This is a genomic window from Wolbachia endosymbiont (group A) of Limnophora tigrina (assembly GCF_964263225.1).
In the GTDB taxonomy this organism is placed as follows: domain Bacteria; phylum Pseudomonadota; class Alphaproteobacteria; order Rickettsiales; family Anaplasmataceae; genus Wolbachia.
Genome location: NZ_OZ181654.1, coordinates 1,577,029 through 1,595,406 on the forward strand (window position 1 = coordinate 1,577,029; position 18,378 = coordinate 1,595,406).

The 18,378-nt window shown below is 32.9% G+C and carries 12 protein-coding genes and 1 pseudogene; 6 read left to right on the forward strand and 7 right to left on the reverse strand.

Annotated elements, in window-relative coordinates; all coding sequences use genetic code 11:
• Positions 1-115: 115 nt before the first annotated feature.
• Positions 116-283, reverse strand: a pseudogene (locus ACE38P_RS07430) (IS630 family transposase); the annotation flags it as partial.
• Positions 284-344: 61 nt separating this feature from the next.
• On the opposite strand from ACE38P_RS07430, the gene ACE38P_RS07435 reads away from it, so the two are divergent.
• The 4 genes from ACE38P_RS07435 (at position 345) to ACE38P_RS07450 (ending at position 6,191) form a co-directional block, all read left to right on the forward strand.
• Entirely contained in the window at positions 345-1,802 is a 1,458-nt protein-coding gene (locus ACE38P_RS07435; RefSeq protein WP_374699293.1) for an IS4 family transposase, read from the forward strand.
• 16 nt (positions 1,803-1,818) lie between these two features.
• Positions 1,819-2,718, forward strand: a complete 900-nt coding sequence (locus tag ACE38P_RS07440; protein ID WP_374699794.1) for a hypothetical protein — start codon at positions 1,819-1,821, stop codon at positions 2,716-2,718.
• A 276-nt stretch (positions 2,719-2,994) separates the two neighbouring features.
• Positions 2,995-4,020 carry an ankyrin repeat domain-containing protein gene (locus tag ACE38P_RS07445; RefSeq protein ID WP_374699795.1) on the forward strand — a complete coding sequence of 342 codons (1,026 nt, stop codon included), beginning with the start codon at positions 2,995-2,997 and terminating at the stop codon, positions 4,018-4,020.
• A 476-nt stretch (positions 4,021-4,496) separates the two neighbouring features.
• Positions 4,497-6,191: an ankyrin repeat domain-containing protein gene (locus ACE38P_RS07450; protein WP_374699796.1), complete on the forward strand. Its 1,695-nt coding sequence runs from the start codon at positions 4,497-4,499 to the stop codon at positions 6,189-6,191.
• 609 nt (positions 6,192-6,800) lie between these two features.
• On the opposite strand, the gene ubiA is transcribed toward ACE38P_RS07450, so the two are convergent.
• From ubiA to ACE38P_RS07475, 5 genes are all read right to left on the reverse strand, one after another.
• Entirely contained in the window at positions 6,801-7,688 is an 888-nt protein-coding gene (gene ubiA / locus ACE38P_RS07455) for a 4-hydroxybenzoate octaprenyltransferase (RefSeq protein ID WP_374699797.1), read from the reverse strand.
• 3 nt (positions 7,689-7,691) lie between these two features.
• Positions 7,692-8,042 carry a ribosome-binding factor A gene (locus ACE38P_RS07460; protein ID WP_006015187.1) on the reverse strand — a complete coding sequence of 117 codons (351 nt, stop codon included), beginning with the start codon at positions 8,040-8,042 and terminating at the stop codon, positions 7,692-7,694.
• Positions 8,043-8,051: 9 nt separating this feature from the next.
• Positions 8,052-10,373, reverse strand: a complete 2,322-nt coding sequence (gene infB / locus ACE38P_RS07465) for a translation initiation factor IF-2 (protein ID WP_264375632.1) — start codon at positions 10,371-10,373, stop codon at positions 8,052-8,054.
• 7 nt (positions 10,374-10,380) lie between these two features.
• Positions 10,381-11,934: a transcription termination factor NusA gene (nusA, locus tag ACE38P_RS07470; protein WP_010407241.1), complete on the reverse strand. Its 1,554-nt coding sequence runs from the start codon at positions 11,932-11,934 to the stop codon at positions 10,381-10,383.
• An 87-nt stretch (positions 11,935-12,021) separates the two neighbouring features.
• Complete coding sequence (locus tag ACE38P_RS07475; protein ID WP_353281723.1) at positions 12,022-15,096, reverse strand: efflux RND transporter permease subunit; 3,075 nt, start codon at positions 15,094-15,096, stop codon at positions 12,022-12,024.
• A gap of 161 nt (positions 15,097-15,257) precedes the next feature.
• Here ACE38P_RS07475 and ACE38P_RS07480 point away from each other — a divergent pair, with 161 nt between their 5' ends.
• On the forward strand, positions 15,258-15,908 hold the full coding sequence (locus ACE38P_RS07480) for a hypothetical protein (RefSeq protein ID WP_264375631.1): 651 nt from the start codon (positions 15,258-15,260) through the stop codon (positions 15,906-15,908).
• A 3-nt stretch (positions 15,909-15,911) separates the two neighbouring features.
• Here ACE38P_RS07480 and ACE38P_RS07485 read toward each other — a convergent pair whose 3' ends face one another.
• On the reverse strand, positions 15,912-16,649 hold the full coding sequence (locus tag ACE38P_RS07485) for a glutamine synthetase (RefSeq protein WP_264375630.1): 738 nt from the start codon (positions 16,647-16,649) through the stop codon (positions 15,912-15,914).
• Between the two features lie 326 nt (positions 16,650-16,975).
• Between ACE38P_RS07485 and dnaA the strand changes: the two genes are divergently transcribed.
• On the forward strand, positions 16,976-18,358 hold the full coding sequence (gene dnaA, locus ACE38P_RS07490; RefSeq protein WP_265022947.1) for a chromosomal replication initiator protein DnaA: 1,383 nt from the start codon (positions 16,976-16,978) through the stop codon (positions 18,356-18,358).
• Positions 18,359-18,378: the final 20 nt, after the last annotated feature.

An 18,378-nucleotide genomic window follows, 5' to 3' on the forward strand; every position in this document is an offset into this window, starting at 1 on the left:
CAAATGAAAGTAGCCCCTCTCTTGTCATCTCCTGCTCCCTCCTTCTATGTCATCCCAGTGCTCCTTCTATGTCATCCCAGTGCTTGACACTGGTTTCTTATACCAACTCCACTTACTAGACGAACAAATAAGGAATATTACAAACTTGTTTAACCGTAGCAGGGGAAAGACTAACAATAAAATTACATAAAACATCTTCAAGTAGACCGATAGTATCATAGATTTTGTTGCGTAAAATGTTCTGTTTTATATATTGCCAAAACCTCTCTACTGGGTTCAGTTCTCACTTTTACCCACAAATAAAAAAGTGAGTAAAATGGATACCAAATAAATTTGGGATTAAAATGAGTGAAGTAAGTACAAATGTGCAATATACTGATGGCTTAGGGGATAAATGGCTGGAAAGAGAGTTAAAACACGTTAATTTAGGAGATACAAGACTTAATAAGAGACTTATTAAAACAGGCTATTGTATAGAGGGTAAGGCGTCTGGATCAATTAATCAAAGCTGTAGTGGATGGAAAGAAGCTAAGGGTGCATACAGATTATTTAGCAATGAAAAGCTTAAGGATAAGGAAATTTATTCTTCCCATTACAAAGAAACTATGGAGAGAATGAAAGGAAATCAGTTTGTTTTTTCAGTTCAAGATACAAGTTATTTGGATTTTGACTCTCATATAAAAACTAAGAGGCTAGGTAGTATTTCTAAAGCTTATACGAAGCATAAAATGGGTTTACTGTTGCACAGTGCCTTAATAGTCAGCAAAGACGGATTGCCTTTAGGTCTATCTTCTCAACAATGTTGGGCACGTTCTATTAGGGAAAAAGAAACGTCACAAGAAAAAGCAAACAGGAAATACCGTACCTCCATAGAAGAAAAAGAAAGTTATAAGTGGATAACAGCTCTCAAAGAAAGCATAAACAACCTTCCTGCAAATGTACAACTTGTTACCCTTGGTGATAGAGAGGCAGATATCTTCAAATTTTTATGGATCACTGAGACATTAGGTAGTTTTTATGTAATCCGTAATCGAACTAATAGAAGATTTATCTGTACTGAAATTGGAAAAACAGATTTGCAAACACGCATCACTCAACTGCCAGTAAAGAAGAAAATTTCTCTAGAAGTTAATAAAGGTGGAAACCAAAGATCAAGGAAAGCTAATATTGAAGTTAAGTATATGAAAGGCTATATACCTATCAGATCTTCTTCAATTTATGGATCAAAAGACACAGTGCATAAAATAAGTGATAAAATCCCTGTATATGTGGTAAGTGCAAAAGAAACAAATCCTCCTGAAGGATTGGAAGCTATTGATTGGACTTTGCTGACTAATGTACCAGTTAATAGCACTTTAGATGCTATAGAAAGGATAAATTGGTATAAGCTAAGATGGAAAATTGAGGAGTATTTCAGGGTTTTAAAATCAGGATGTAAAATAGAAAGCTCTCGTTTAACTACAAAGGAAAGGCTACAGAAATTAATTGCTATAAAGAGCATTATTGCATTTAAAATTTTATATTTAACAAAAGTCGCTTTATCAAATCCCATGGAAACCTGTACTAAAATTTTAAGCAACGAAGAGTGGAAGGCCCTTTTCATACGTGAGCATAAAGTAGCTACATTGCCAGAAGAACCTCCAAACATAAAACAAGCTATTATTTGGTTAGGAAAATTAGGTGGATTTATGAATAGAAAAAGTGATAATTTACCAGGGGCTATGACTCTATGGCGGGGCTATGAAAATCTTAAGGAGAGCATAGTTATGCTTCACATCATGACCTCTCAAAATTGTGGGTAAAAGTGAGAGTAAAATATTGGCAGCTAATAATTATGAAGTATTTAGAGTAGCTGCTACCGGTAATGGTAATATTGAAGTGTTGAAACTACTGCTGGATAGAGTAGAATTGCCAGAAGAACGACATAAAATGTTGGTGGCTAATAATTATGAAGCATTTAGAGAAGCTGCTGCTGAAAGTAATATTAAAGCATTGGAGTTTTTATTGGATAGAGCAGGATTGCCAGAAGAACAATATGCAATGTTGGTGGCTAATGCTTGTCAAGCACTCAGAATAGCTGCCAGTGAAGGTAATATTGAAGTGTTGGAGCTACTATTGGATAAAGCAGGATCTCCAGAAAAACGACATGCAATGTTGGCGGCTAATAATTATGAAGCGTTTAGGGTAAATACTGTTCATGTTGACATTAAAGTATTAGAATTTCTATTAGATAAAGTAGAATCGCCAGAAAAACGACATGCAATGTTGGCGGCCAATAATTATGAAGCATTTAGAGAAGCTGCTGCTGAAGTTGATATTGAAGTGTTAGAATTTCTATTAGATAAAGCAGGATCACCAAAAGAACAATATGCAATGTTAGCAGCTTATAATCATAAAATGCTTTCTTCCCATATAATTGAGAGCCATGAATATTCTTCTGAGGAGTTCAAAAGGATGTGTCTTGAAGCTGTGATAAACTATAATAGTAAGGAAATGCTTGATACAGTGCAGTCAAACCTTTTCCCTTCCAGTACCCGTCAAGAAGTAGATGAATCTTATCAAGAGAGAAAGAGAAAATTTGAGGCAATAGAAGATTTATCAAAATCACAGCCAGGACCTTCTGGGTATAAACCACTATCAAGGCATCCTCAAAGAAAAATGTCATGTGTAAATATTGAGCCAGGAAATGGAGAAAGAGAGAAGGTAATGAAATGTTGAGAAAACATTCAAAAAAGTGTGTCAAATCAAAAAATAAATTAATATAAAGAAAAGTTTGTATGTATTGAGTGGTAGACCATAAGATCCAAAAACAAACACTTCTCACATTTGCTGGTTTTTGTTGCTGAAAGTAGATATATCATTTAAATTCTTAACAAGAAGATATATTAAATTAATAATAATTTATTTAGGAATAGTAAAGAAGAATCGAGTAAACTTATTGACATTTATTATTAATATATTAATACTAAATATTAATCATTTTAGAGGTAATTTATGCCACAACTAGAAGAAACGAAATCAACAGAACTTTTGGATGCTGTTAGAAAACGAGATATGAAGGAATTTGTGAGATTGATAAAAGCTGGAGCAGATATTAATGCAAAAGATAAGGATGAACGAACTCCTTTGCATCATGCTGCTCAAAGATTATCTACAGAGGAAGTAAAAGTTCTAATAGAAGCTGGAGCTGATGTGAATTCAGTAGACAGATGTGGATGGACTCCTTTGATTACTTCTATTATGTGTTTCTATGGAGAATTTACAGATATAATAAAAGTTCTAATAGACTTAGGAGCAGATATTAATGCAAAAGATAAGAGTAAAAAAACTCCTTTGCATTGGGCTACTGAAATGGGCTTTACAGATATTTGTGAGGTTATACTAAATCACATAGCAAGACTAGAAGTTGCTGGCTTATATGTAAGTGAGGAAAATTTACAAAAGAAAAATGAATTTATAACCACTTCAACCGAGAGGTATAACAATTATTTACAGCATCTTAAAAATTGTGAAGAAGAAGTTAAAAAGATTAAAGAAAGAAATAAGTCACTATATGACTTTTTGAGGGAAAATGACGTTAATAAAATGGCTGGCATATGGGAGCAAAATGAAAACGTACGTAATGAATTTGATAATGAAGAGAATTTAAAAAAGCTATATCCAGAATATGCACATATTTTAATTAATAAGGCTGATGAATTGAAAAAAGAAATTTTCCTTCATAACCATAGACCATTGATTGATGTTTTATCAGAAAATTATAAAGGAGATTTTCAAAAAATGTCATTTGCTGGCATAAAAAACTCTCTTATGTTTCATAATAATGATTATAGTTATATTCAACAAGAAACGGGAGTAACTTTGATTAATTGTTTAGATTTTGAAGATGTGAAAGAAAGGCATGTGCCTAAGCTTAAAGTAAGGGTATTTGCAGAAATGATTGAAAACAAAGGTATAAATAGTCGTCTTGAGTATTCAAGCACTGAACAAACTCAAGGAGCTAGTCAGTCTCTTAATTAAAGAGGGATACATGGAGACCTGCTGCAAAAACAAAAAGAGGTGTTTCTCACTTCTATAAAGTGTTTTTAAACGTGATTTTTTAATATCATAATTACTATGAAAACTGGGGCTTTCCTTTTGCAGCAGTTCTTGAGTTCCAGCAACAGACCAATCCATCCCAAAACGAACTCTTCTCTCACTAGCCGGTTTTAGTTGTTGGGAATGGTTGTTTTATTTAAATTTTTAGTAATATATACTATTAAGTCAGTATTAATTCGTTAAGAACTTTCATTAAAGATTATCAAAAAAACTTCTAAATAGGGATTGACAAGTTTTAGAGATGGAGTATTTTATGAAAAGTATATTGAGCTATTAATTTTTTATGTACAATAAATATGATAGTGAAAATATTTTTCTTTATATTATGAGGTAGCTGTTTTATTCAGAAAAAGATTTTTTTCTTACTTTGAAATTGAGTTGTTTTTATGGAGGGTTAAATGATTAATGAATTATTTGCTACTGTACGTAGTGGAGATGCCAATCAAGTTGCGGATCTTATCAATAAAGGGGCTGATGTTAATGCCAGGGACAATAGAGGCAATACTCCTCTACATTTAGCTGTTCTTGCAGATAAATTACAGGTAGTAGAAAAGCTTATAGAGGGAGGGGCTGATGTTAATGCTAAGAATAATCATGGCGCTACTCCTCTGCACTGGGCTGCTCTTAATCAGAATGTCAATATAGTAGAAAAGCTTATAGAGAAAGGGGCTAATGTTAATGAGAAGAATAAATATGACAATGTCCCTCTGCACTATGCTGCAGGTTATGGTAGCTTAAGTGTAATAGAAAAGCTTATAGAGAAAGGGGCTGATATTAATGCTAAGTCCAGTAATGGCGATACTCCTTTGCATTTGGCTACTAAAAATAGTCATTTAGATGTATTAGAAAAGCTCATAAAGGAAGGAGCTAATGTTAATGAAAGAAACAAATATGGTAATATCCCTCTGCACTACGCTGCAGTTTATGGTAGATTAAGTATAGTAGAAGAGTTTATAGAGAAAGGAGCTGATATTAATGCTAAGAACAATAATGGCAATACTCCTTTGCATTGGGCTGTTAAAAGCAGTCATTTAGAAGTAGCTAAATTTCTTATAAGTAAACATGCTGACGTTAACGCTAAAAATAAAGATGGTTGGACATCTTTGCACTTTGCAGCTGCTTATGGCAATTTAAATATAGTTAAGTTCATTCTTGATGAAGAGAATGATGTTGATGCTAGAGGAGCTTTAACCGTAGCAAATACGCTTAGTAAAGAAAACAGCTCAGAAATACTAAACCTTCTAGAGGAAAGAATAAGGAAAAATGAAGAAACTACACAACATTTTATAAGACATAGGCGTCATCGATACTCACAAGAGGAAGGCAGTTCTCTATCAATAGGTGTCCATAATCGCCGTAGTATTGTAAAAGAAGATGAAAATTCATTGCAAAATGATAAAATAGGAGTTACAAGCGGAACAAGTAAGCCATCTTCATTTATCAATATTTTTGCTTACACTACGGTAGATACTATTAAAGGTATTTTTCAGTTTGTTTCTTCTCCTTTTAAGGCAGCTATAAGTATGGAACCTTCTAAAGCTATTACAGTTCAAGGTATTGATAACAACGGTATACTTCTTTTATTAGATGTATTTATAAGGAAAATCACAGGTCAGAAGTATATTTCCACAGTAGTTCAGTCTATATCACCATTAGAAGCACAGGGCTATGCATTAAATATTATAGAGGAATTTGAGAAAGTAGTAGAGCAAGCTGGATTAAAAAGTGGCATATCAATGCACCGGTTAAATATTGATTATGTAGAAATGAAGAAAGAGGTTGCTGCAAAAATCATAAGTGGTAAATTTAATGAGATTCCGAAGGTTTTAAACTCATATGTAGAGCAAGCATGCCACGATAGAGAAACAGGTAAGTTAAGTCCAAAGAAGTTTAACAAATTTATGATTGTATTTAGTAAAGGACTAGATTTAATAGTAAATCAATCAATAGAGCAGATATTACACAATAGAGATAGTACATTAGAAGTTGAAGAACAGCAAATAAACTTAGAGCCTCAAAGTTATTTAAGTAATACTTCTGTTCAAGGCCATTTAACTCAGGATAGAGGTTTAATAAATCAAGGTAAGGCTTAATCCTTAGCTTTTTGATTTCATCTAGTAAAAGGCCGGTAATTTGAGCTATAACATCAATGGGTACACCGGCCTTTATTTTGATGCCTTCAAGCAATGTGTGACTATTACGCCACCTAAAAAAATAATCATACACTGTCTTCCATAGAGGAAAATCTTTTGCTCTACTGGCAAATACCTTTCATTATGTATCGTATAGCATGAATAATCGTTCTGATTTTATGCTTTCTTGGCCACACCTTATGCAACTCTTGGCTCAAAAAATTTCCATTCTTTGTCACTTACATCACCTGGATATATTTTTTACTGATCCTATCATATTATCTTCCTAAATTCCTTTCAAGATATGTTCTAAAAAGTAGAATCCGTTCAGCAGGGTGATAAAATAAGATAGAAAAGACAGCCATAGAAATAAATGGTGTCATCCCAATATGATGCTTTCTCTGTCATCCCAGTACTTGACATTGGGATCCAGTTTTCTTTATAAATTCATCAAAAGTGCTTCATTTTATAACGCAAAATCCATACTCACCAAACCCAATGCATTACTTGCAATCTCAATTCCAGTATCAAGCACTGGAATGACACCATTTTTGCTTCGATATTTACACATTAGCCATGCATCTGAACGGATACAAAAGTAGAATTTATAATTCTATCTAAAAGGATACCGAAAAAGAGCAGGAGTCCTATCTGGGAATTATTTTTAAATATGGACATGCATTGATTAGAATCGTCTGGATTGAAATTTTTGTGTTGGTGGTGAAATATGAATCCTATGGCAAGTAAAGCAATATAAAAGATGTTATTTAATGATGATAGTATACCAGCATACAACCATGCCATTAAGGATATTAAATAAAATCTTTTCAACCAAGATTTTGTTGTATTGCCAAAATATAATGCAGTAGATTTCATTCCTAATTTCTCATCATCTTTTTTATCTTGATGAGCGTATATAGTATCATAACTAAGCGTCCAAAAGACGCATCCTATATAAAATAGCAAGGATTCTATGCTAATCTGGTTTGTTATTGCTGCTGAACCCATGAGTGATCCCATGTTGAAAGTAAACCCTAAAAACAATTGTGGCCACCAAACGTAACGCTTTAGCAAGGGGTAGATAACTATCATGCACATTGAAATTATTCCAAGTATAAGAGTAGTTTTATTGGTTAATAATAAGATTACCAGGGCAATAGACAGTAACAGTGAAAGTAAAGCCAAAGCCTGCTTTATGTTTAATGCACCACTTGCAAGTGGCCTATATTTTGTTCGTTCAACGTGCGCATCTATTTCTCTATCGAAGATATCATTGATTATGCACCCTGCGGGTCTCATTAAAAATGCACCTATAGTAAACAAAACAAGGAGAAAAAGAGCCTGATACGATAGAGAAGTTGAGGCTAAAAGAATGCCGCTTAAGCTAGAAAATAGCACAAGCCATAAACCTGTTAAACTGTGTATTCTCATTAATGAGAAATAATGGTTGAAATACATTAATTAAGTGTGATTATGTAATATTTTGCTTACATTGACAAAATTATCGAATGCTAAATCAGGCTTAAAAACTAACTCAGGTATAAATCGCAAATCAACATAACACAATATAGATTTACGTATTGACCATGCAGATTGGTTCATTTCATTAACAACAGTGCTGATATCATCATTATCATTTTGGATGTTTAATGAAGATAACACAATATATACATCTGCTTTCTTCAAATCTTTGCTTAGCTTTACATCAGATACTACTACTTTTTCATTAAGAACATTACCTTCCATTAAGACTTTTGATATTGCCCTATGTAATACCGATGCTACTTTTAGATTTCTAATTTCCTTTTTCATATTCAACTACTATAACGTCCTTTCTTCTTGCACTAATTGATAAGCTTCCAAAATGTCTCCAACTTTAATATCGATATTACCCTCTAGCGATATTCCGCATTCAAAATTTACACCCACTTCTTTAACATCATCTTTAAATCTACGTAGTGCTTTTAACTTTCCTTCATGCACCAATTTGCTGCCACGTACTACCTTAATTAAAGAATCTTTTTTTATAACTCCATCAGTGACATAACATCCGATTATATTACCGGCTTTGGATGCATTAAATATTTGCCTTACAGATGCAGAACCAACACGAACCTCTCGTGTAACAGGCTTTAACATTTTAGTTAGATACATCCTCATGTCTTCAATAAGCTCATATATTATATTGTAAGTATGTATTTCTATACCTTTTTGTTTTGCTAATTCTCTTATTTTTGAATCCACTTTTACATTAAAAGCTAAAATTACTGCGCTTGATGCTTCTGCAAGCAGCACATCTGAATCTGTTACTCCTCCTACTGCTTTGTGTAGAATATTTAATTTCACTTGCTCTTTACCAAGCTTATCAATTGAGCTTGATATTGCTTCAATAGAACCAGTGACATCGCACTTTAAAACTACAGATAGTTCTTCTGTTTCACTATCATTACGACTGAATATATCTAAATTACTGTCGTCTAAATCTTCTTGCTTTTTCTTGATTAATTCTAACCTGTATTCAACAATTTCACGAGCCTGCCTTTCAGAGTTTACAACAACAAATTTATCTCCAGCATTTGGTACACCATTTAAACCAGTAACTTCAACTGGAGTAGAAGGTAGTGACGCTTTTTCTCTTTGACCAAGGTGATTAACCATACTGCGTACTTTGCTGTATGTTGTACCAACTACCAATATGTCACCAATCTTTAATGTCCCTTCTTCAACTATTAATGTAGCTGATATTCCTTTAGCTTTATCTATTTTGGACTCTATTACCCATCCAAGTGCTCGACAATCCTCTATTCCTTCTAGCGTCATTAATTCAGCAATTAATAAAATTGCCTCTTCTAGTTTATCTAAGTTGATTTTCTTTTTTGCTGATACTGGCACAATTATAACATCACCACCAAGTTCTTCGGGGATGAGGTCATACTGAGGCAAACTATTAATTATTCTTTCTACATCGCCAGGTTGTGATTTATCAATTTTATTAATGGCAACTATAATAGAGACATTTGCTGCTTTTGCATGGTTTATTGCTTCAACTGTTTGTTTCATGATTCCATCATCAGCTGCAACTACTATCACAACTATATTAGTAATATTGGCACCACGTGCACGCATTGCAGTAAACGCCTCATGCCCTGGTGTATCAATGAAAGTAATTTTTTGCTTATTTTTTGTCGTTAATTGATAAGCACCTATATGTTGAGTGATGCCACCTGACTCTCTTTCTGCAACATTGGATTCACGAAATGCATCAAGCAATGATGTTTTACCATGATCCACATGTCCCATAAAAGTAACGATAGGTGGTTTTGGTCTTTTAGGTAAGTTTTCTCTGTTGCTTATGAAGAGTAAATTCTTTTCTTTATCAGCATCACTTACTCGTTTAGCCGTATGATTAAATTTTTTTGCTATTTCGCATGCTATATCTGGATCTACTAGATCATCTACTCTATAGCTCTCCCCAACTTCTTCTTTGAGCATTTTTAGCACACTCTTGCTATCTTCTGCCATACGAATAGATAACTCCCTGATAGTTATTTTGTCTGGTATAATAACTTCTCTTGCTATATTTTTACCCTTAGTAAACTTTGATTGTTTACTTCTTATACCAAATTTTTGCTTAAATACAGGGAGGTGTTCATTTCTTTCATCTATTGCCTGTGTAATTACTAGCTTAGAATGCTTAGAGTATATATCTTTGCTAGCTTTAAAAGACTTTTTATCATTGTTCTCATATTCAATACTATCTTCTTTTTGTTCAACTGAGTTAGTATTACTTAAAACTTCCTTATTTATTTCTTTAGGTACAGAGTGTGATTCATTTTTATCTTCAGCTTCTTGATTGCTTTCTTCTTTTTTTATTTTCTCTTCTTGTTCTCTCTGATTCCTTTCTTTCAGCAAAGTAGCATTCTGTACAGCATTAATGCGGGAAATTTGTTCTTTTTCAGTTAAAGAGCCTAATTTACTCTCGTCAAATAAACTATATTCTTCTGCAGAATGAATTTTTCTTCTTTTTTTTACTATTGTAGTACCAGTACTTTGACTATCTAAAGAGTTTAAATTAATGTCTAATTTAAGCTTGCTTAAGCCTTGTAGGGTTAATTTTTTATTACTGATATCTTCATTATTCATATTGTTTTTATATTAATCCAAGCTTTTTACGTGCTTCTATGATTATTAAATCTGCTGTATCTTTTAGATTGTCTTTATTATTAGTTGAGGAAGAGAGTATGCTACAAAACTCATAATTTGATAAATCTGCTATGTCCTCTAAAGTTTTAATATTATGTTTACTAAGAGCAATTTTATTATCTATTGATAAGGCTAAGTTGATTACATCGTCTTCCATACCTAAATTTTTTAGCTCTTCTATTTTTCTATCATTCTCTGCTTTCAGGTAATTATTTGCTCTATTATGAAGTTCATTTGCAATATCTTCATTGAAGCCCTCTATTGAAGCAAGTTCCTTAATTGAAGTGTTAGATATATCTTCTACACTTGAAAAACCTTCTGTTACCAATAATTGGCCCATAATCTCTTCTAAGTTTAAAGCTTCAGCAAATAAAACTGAACATTGACTAAATTCTTTGTTTCTTCTTTCTGATTCTTGCTGAGTGCTTAATATCTCAATTTTCCATCCAACAAGCTCTGAAGCTAATCTTACATTCTGACCCTTTTTTCCTATAGCTAAACTCAATTGATCTTCAGCAACTATTAACTCTATACAATTTTCATTTTCGTCAATAATGACCTTTGATACTTCTGCAGGAGTAATGGCTTTAATAACAAATTGACCCAAATCTGATGAGTAATGTATGACGTCGATTTTTTCACCGTTTAATTCGTGTATAATAGTTTTTATTCTATCTCCTTTAACTCCAACGCAAGCACCTACTGGATCGATATTCTTATCAGATGAAAAAACAGCAACTTTAGATCTTGAACCAGCGTCTCTAGCTATACCTTTAATTGTTATCAATCCGTCAGCAACTTCTGGTACTTCTTGATTCAACAATGCCTCTAAAAAGCCTTCATGAGTCCTAGAAAGAATGATTTGACGTCCATCGTCAGAGCGCTTAACAGCCTGTATGTAAGCTTTAACCTTATCGCCTTCACGAAATGACTCACCACCAATTAAGTTTCGTAAAGGGAGGTATGCTCCAATTCCGTTTATGTCTATAATAAGATCTGAATATTCTACTTGTTTAACGATGCCATACCTCATTTCTCCTACCTTATCTTTAAATTCCTCATATTGCTTTTTTAACTCTTCATTTTTGATTATTTCAGAAATCTTTTGCTGGGCAATTCTTGCTGAAACAAGATCAGTGTTAAGAGAAATCAACTCACTAATAGTATCTCCAACTTTTGCATCTTCTTTTATTAACTTAGCTTGTGTCAACTTAATTAAGTCACACTCATTTTCATTTGATTCATCATTAATGACTTTTAGTTGTCTATATGAGGTAACTTTGCCTGTGTTTCTATCTATATTAACTACAATTTTACTTTTGCTACCATACTTTTGTTGAGCTACTGCTTCGATAGCACTTTTAAGTGCATTTATTATAATATTAAAATCCAAACCTTTTTGAAGTGAGAGCTCTCCCGCTGTTTTTATTACATCAAGGCTCCCAACTATGTTATTCTTGTTGCTTTTCTGCTTAACACTGCTTTTACGATTAGCAATCATATAAATAAATCCAATTTAATTAGTTATAATTATAGCTTCAACAGGTAAAGAACGCTATCTTAAATGTTAAATGATTGCTAATTTAAGTCAAGTTTTTTCATGTCTTTGTATGACAAGCAACGCCGGAGTAAAGAGTAAAGTTAAGACCGTTGCAGCCAATATTCCACTTGCTATGGTTGCTGAAATATCAACCCACCACTGGCTTGATGGAGCATCATATGTGATTTGTAGCGTAAAAAAACTGATATTTAACCTAGTAATCATAGGTATTAAACCAAGAACTGTAGTTGCAACGGTAAGTAGTATTGGCCTGATGCGAGAAATTGAAGCGTTTATTATACATTGCTTAATGTTATTTTTGCGCACCTTAATTTGCTGATGAAAGGCATCAAGCAATAGTATATTATTATTCACTATAATTCCTGCTAAAGCAATTATCCCCACTCCACACATGACAACTACAAAAACTTTCTGAATAAGAAAGAAAATGAAAAATACACATGTTGTTGATAAAAACACTGCTGTCATTACGATAAATGTATAGTATATGTTGTTAAACTGTGCCACTAGCACCAATATCATCAATGTAATTGCTAATATAAAAGCCTTTAATAAAAATGCTCCTGATTTTTGTTGATCTTCCTTATCACCTTTGAAATCAATCTTTACTCCTTTACTACAGTCTTGAGTAATCGAATTTTGAATGAACTTAACTCTTTCATCAACAAGATAGCCAGTATCAACGTCAGCAGAGATTGTTACTGTGCGTGATCCATCAATCCTACTTAGTTTATTTGCCTTTTTTTCGGGAACGTATTTCACTATGCTACTCATAGAATATGGTCCATTTGCTGTATTAATAAAAAGGTTATCTATAGTTTTCATGTTGCGATTCTTTCTGGGAAAGCGTAGTACAATATCAATTTCTTCATCTGCGTTATTTGGTCTATATTTTCCAATTAATACTCCATTTGTAACCATCTTTATAAAATCACCGATGGTTGCAACACTTACTCCAGAGCTTGTAGCCTTACTCTTATCAATACTCATATTCCACTCTATTTCAGGTGCTGATCTACTATCTTGAATATTTATAAATCCAGATGAAGGTTGGTCCATAATTTTTAGGATTTTCTCTGCTACTGAATTCAAGTTGGATGCACTTCCGCTTAAGTTAATTTGTATTGGCTTGTCAGCTGATGGTCCTGACTTTTGTTCCTGTACATCAATTATTACTCCTTTTATGTTTTGTACACTACTCCTTATATCATTTAGTATTTGCGTAGCTTTGCGCCTGCAGCGCCAATCTACAAGTTCCAATTGAATTTTGGCAATAACGTTGTCTGAAAATTTTCCTGATCGAGCATAAAAAACATAAATTTCCTTTTCAACACCCAAAATACGTTCTTCTACTTTCTTAAGTATCAAATCTCGTTCTTTGGCTGATAAGCTTTCTTTTACTTTAACGCTGATTAAAATGTTATCTGAATCTACATTCGGAAAGAACTTTAATCCAGGACCAAAAGTAAAATATAATATACTAGACAAAAATAAAACAAACACAACAACACATACAAATTTTTTGGGGTGATCTAAGACTTTCTCTAACATACGTACATAAGTTCTTATTATAAGCCCAGTATTTTTTATCTCACCACTTTCTATAGCACTCATTCTTATTATTTCTTTTTTTGAAGTTATGGAAGGTTTACCAAATATTGCACCAAGTGTTGGTATAAAAACCAAAGCCATAATTAGCGATCCAGTTAAAGTTAGAATTATTGTAATTGGTATGTACTGCATAAATTTACCGACTGTATCGGGCCAGAGTAACAGAGGGAAAAACACTGCTAATTTAGTCAATGTTGATGATAAAACTGGATAAAACATATCATGAACTGAGGTGCAAAAGGCTTCTACTTTATCCATGCCACAAATCATCTTTCTATCAGCATATTCGCTGATTACAATTGCATCATCAACCAGCATGCCAACTGCCATAATTAAACTGAAGAGCACAACTATATTTAGAGTAATACCCATGAGGTAAAGAGCCATTATTCCTATTAGAAAGGAGCCAGGTATTGATAGTGCAACAAGAATAGCAGCCCTTGTTCCCATAAAGAGCATTATTATGGTTAATATTAGTAATACGGCAAATATTATACCATTTTCCAAGTCGTCAAGCACATCACGTACATTTTTTGACTGGTCATTCAAATAAACTACTTTTAAATTTTCAGGTAATTGATCTTTTGCTTTGTCCATTAAGTATTTTACTTGATTTACCGTGTCTATTATGTTTTTTCCATTACGTTTTGAAATTTCTAGTACAATGCTAGGTAGTCCATTAATACGAGCAAATCCTTGGTGATCCTCAAACCCAAGGTATACTTTTGCTATATCTTTGATTCTCAAAACTGCATCACTTTGAGATCTAATAGGAATATTCATAATATCTTCTATGTCTTTTAATAACCCTGATATTTTAATCGAATATTTACCGGTATCATTTTCTAGTGATCCGGCTCCTACCAATCTGTTGTTGTTTGATATAGCTTGAAATATCTCATTTGATTGAATGTTATATTTTGTTAGAACTGTGGGCTCAATTATAACTTCCACTGTTTCTTTACGCATACCTGCTACTGCAACTTTAAGAACATTTGGCAGAGATTCTATTTCTTTCTTTAGTTTGCGTGCTATTTCAGTTAAAGTTCTTTCCGGCAAATTACCAATCAAGCCAACGTTTAGTATCGGAAATAAGCTCAAGTCTATTTCATTGATTATCGGAGATTCTGCTTCAATAGGTAATTTTGATTTTATGTTTAAAAGCTTTGAACGGACATTATCGAGCACTTCTTTATTATTATACTCTGTTCTAAATTCGATTATCATGTGAGCACCATCATTAGTTGCAAAAGCTCTCAATTCTTTTACACCTTCGATGGATCTTAGTTCATTTTCTATAGGAAGCACTAATAGCTTTTCACTATCCTCGACAGAAATACCAGGAAACCCGACAAATACACTAATTATAGGAATCTGTATATCAGGATTGCTTTCTCTTGGCATCTTTATATAAGTGTATGAGCCGAAGGTAAAAATCACGATAAGCAATAATATTACTGTTCTATTCCTCTCTACAAGTAAGCTTTTCATGCCAAACATTATACGTATTTATATCATATTATAGCTAAGATAAATTATATATTAATTAATCCTCATATAGCTTTATGTAAATGATTAAAATTTTTACAGTTTTGCAAGCGTAAGAAAATTTCTATATAATATGACTTTAGTATGGTATTTGAGGGATTATTATGGTAGCAGTTTTAAGTGTGATAGAAGGCAAGAATAAAGTGATCATATCTGGGTTGGTTGGTGTTTCATCAACTTTAGTATTTTTAACAGTGATTCACATTGCTGCAAAGATAGCCATTATAGTTACTGCTGCTGCAGTTACTTACGCATTACTTTCATTGCTTAATAAAGCAGGAGCTAAGTCTGTTAAAACTGATGATATGTCAGAAGATGAAGGGTATAGCAGTGTTGATGAAGGTGAAGAAAAAGATACCGTAAAAGAACCAAAAAGAACTGAAACTGAGCTAGAAGAAGAATTAAAAAATAAAAGAGCAGAAGAAGAAATGAAAAATGGACTACCTAAACATATGGATTTCAAAGGTAATTCACTTTCTAAAAGTGCTGATACTACAGATAGTCATTTCGTTTCTAGTGCTACAAATATTGTTATGGAACCTTTACCTAAACACATGGATGCACTTGGTAATCCACTTCCTGAGCAGCCACCGAGCAACCTTACCAATATAGGGCTTGGATCATCTAAAAGTACGCAGAAACTATCTGCTGCAGACTTGCTATTACAGTATGGGAATGTAAATAATGATGTGAGGAAAGTGCTAGAATGGCCAATTACCTCAAAGGAGTTTAATGGGTTAGGGTTTAACAGGTAGTTGCTATATCAAACTCTCCATCTTATATTGAGGATCAGATGCAATGCCATACACTCTATTTGGCGGAGCAATTTTGTTCTCTATACCAAAAACTATACCTTCAATTATTGCTGTGAGTACTTTTTCAAGGTTACAATCTGCTCCAGGAACACGGTGCTCTAGGCGGCATCTTTTGGAATCGTTGCCAAAATAGGGAATTCTTATCGCAGCAGTTCTGTTATTCACTCCCCAACTAATCGTAGTTGGAGTATGAATATCTGGGTACTGAAATCTTAAATATGAATCATCATTTGGAGCAAAAAACAACATATGTTTTTTCATCATTGCACATAATCCACCTATGCTGTGAATCAGGTGGTCACTATATTTTTGCTTATTGCCATAAAATAAGTTATTATTATTTGAATCCATGAGGCTAACATGTACATTTAGTGCGCTGCCTGCTCTATCCAAATAAGGTTTTGCTTTAAAAGAAACATTACCATCGAACTCTTTTGCTGTTCCAATCAGTAATTTTTTTACTAACTCAAAATGCATAATTAAATTATCAGGACTCGTATAACAATCACTTTTTATCTCGTATTGGTTTAAAGAACTCTCTTTCTCACAAAAAAATCCAAGAGAAGCTATTTTATTTTTGATGCTATTCAGAAATAAATATTCTTTTTTTATTCCCTCAGTGTAAAACTCCAGTTCAATACCGAATACAGTATTATGACTCAAATTACTTAATATAATCACAAATTTACTTCAATAAATTTATACTAAATCAGCTATATTTATACAAGTACTTTACTTATTTATCAGTAAATTTAATATCTTATTTATACATAATATATTACTATTTTTTAATAACATACTTCTAATCCTCGGTACAAGCGACATTTACAAATTGATTGTTTTTATTTCAAAAAAATGATCAATTTTAGTGCTTTTATACTCTTTACAACTCGTCAAAAAATCCTCATAATTTTAGATATGTATTAAGTAGTGTTAGCTTTTTATCTTACAGTAAGCTATTGATTATCTTGCATCTTTCTGATTATTGTTCTTTCTTGGTGTGGTATATGAACTTAACTAACCCTAAGGTTTCTACTATGTTTTTTGATCAGATTATTACAGTAACGGACCACAATGTTACTTGGGAAAAAATCCAAAATTATCTCCATAATCTCTATGGAGAAGCAACATATAACAGCTGGCTGAGTTCACTAAGATTTATCAGCAACAGAAATGGAGAAGTTTTGTTGTCTGTACCAACAAGATTTATAAAGGAGTGGATTACAGTTCACTACATGGAAAAAATATTGTCATTATGGCAAAGCGAAGATCAAAGTGTATGTTCTATTGATATTCAATTAATTGAAGAAAGAAATTCAAATTCTAATACGATACTAAAAAATAGAGAGGAAAATAATCATAATCTTGGTTCACCACTAGATACCAGATTCACTTTTGATAATTTTGTGGTAGGAAAGTCAAATGAGTTAGCATTTACAGCGGCAAAGCGTGTAGCGGAATCTATAGATCCAATATCAGGAAGCAACCCTTTATTTCTATATGGTGGAGTGGGACTTGGTAAAACACATTTAATGCATGCTATAGCTTGGGACATAGTTAATTCTCCGTCAGCAAAAAGAAAAGTGGTATATTTATCAGCAGAGAAATTTATGTATCAATATATTACGGCGCTGCGGAGAAAAGATATTATGTTATTTAAAGAGCAATTTAGATCAGTAGATGTATTGATGGTAGATGATGTGCAATTTATCAGTGGTAAAGATAGTACACAAGAAGAATTTTTTCACACTTTCAATGCATTGATAGACCAAAATAAACAATTGGTTATATCAGCTGATAGGTCTCCTAGTGATCTTGATGGAGTAGAAGAAAGAATAAAATCACGACTTGGTTGGGGATTAGTTGCAGATATTAATGAAACAACTTTTGAATTAAGACTTGGTATATTGCAGGCGAAAGTGGAACGAATGAATATGTATGTTCCCAAGGATGTCCTAGAATTTTTGGCAAGGAATATAAAATCCAATATAAGAGAACTAGAAGGAGCATTAAATAAGGTTGCTCATACCTCTTTAATTGGAAGAAGCATGACAGTAGAATCAGCTAGTGAGACCCTAATTGATCTTCTTAGGTCAAATCATAGGTCAATCACAATAGAAGAAATACAGAAAAAAATAGCTGAATTTTTCAATATAAAGATTGCAGATATGCAATCTAATAGAAGGCTCCGCAGTCTTGCGAGGCCGAGACAAATAGCTATGTATTTCGCAAAGAAGTTTACGCAAAAAAGTTTACCAGATATTGGAAGAAATTTTGGTGGTAGAGATCATGCTACTGTTATACACGCAGTCAAACAAGTGGAAAATTTCATAAGAACTGACCCAAAATTTGCTGATGAAATCAATCGATTAAAAAAGATGTTTAAGTAGCACTTTATTAATGACAACCA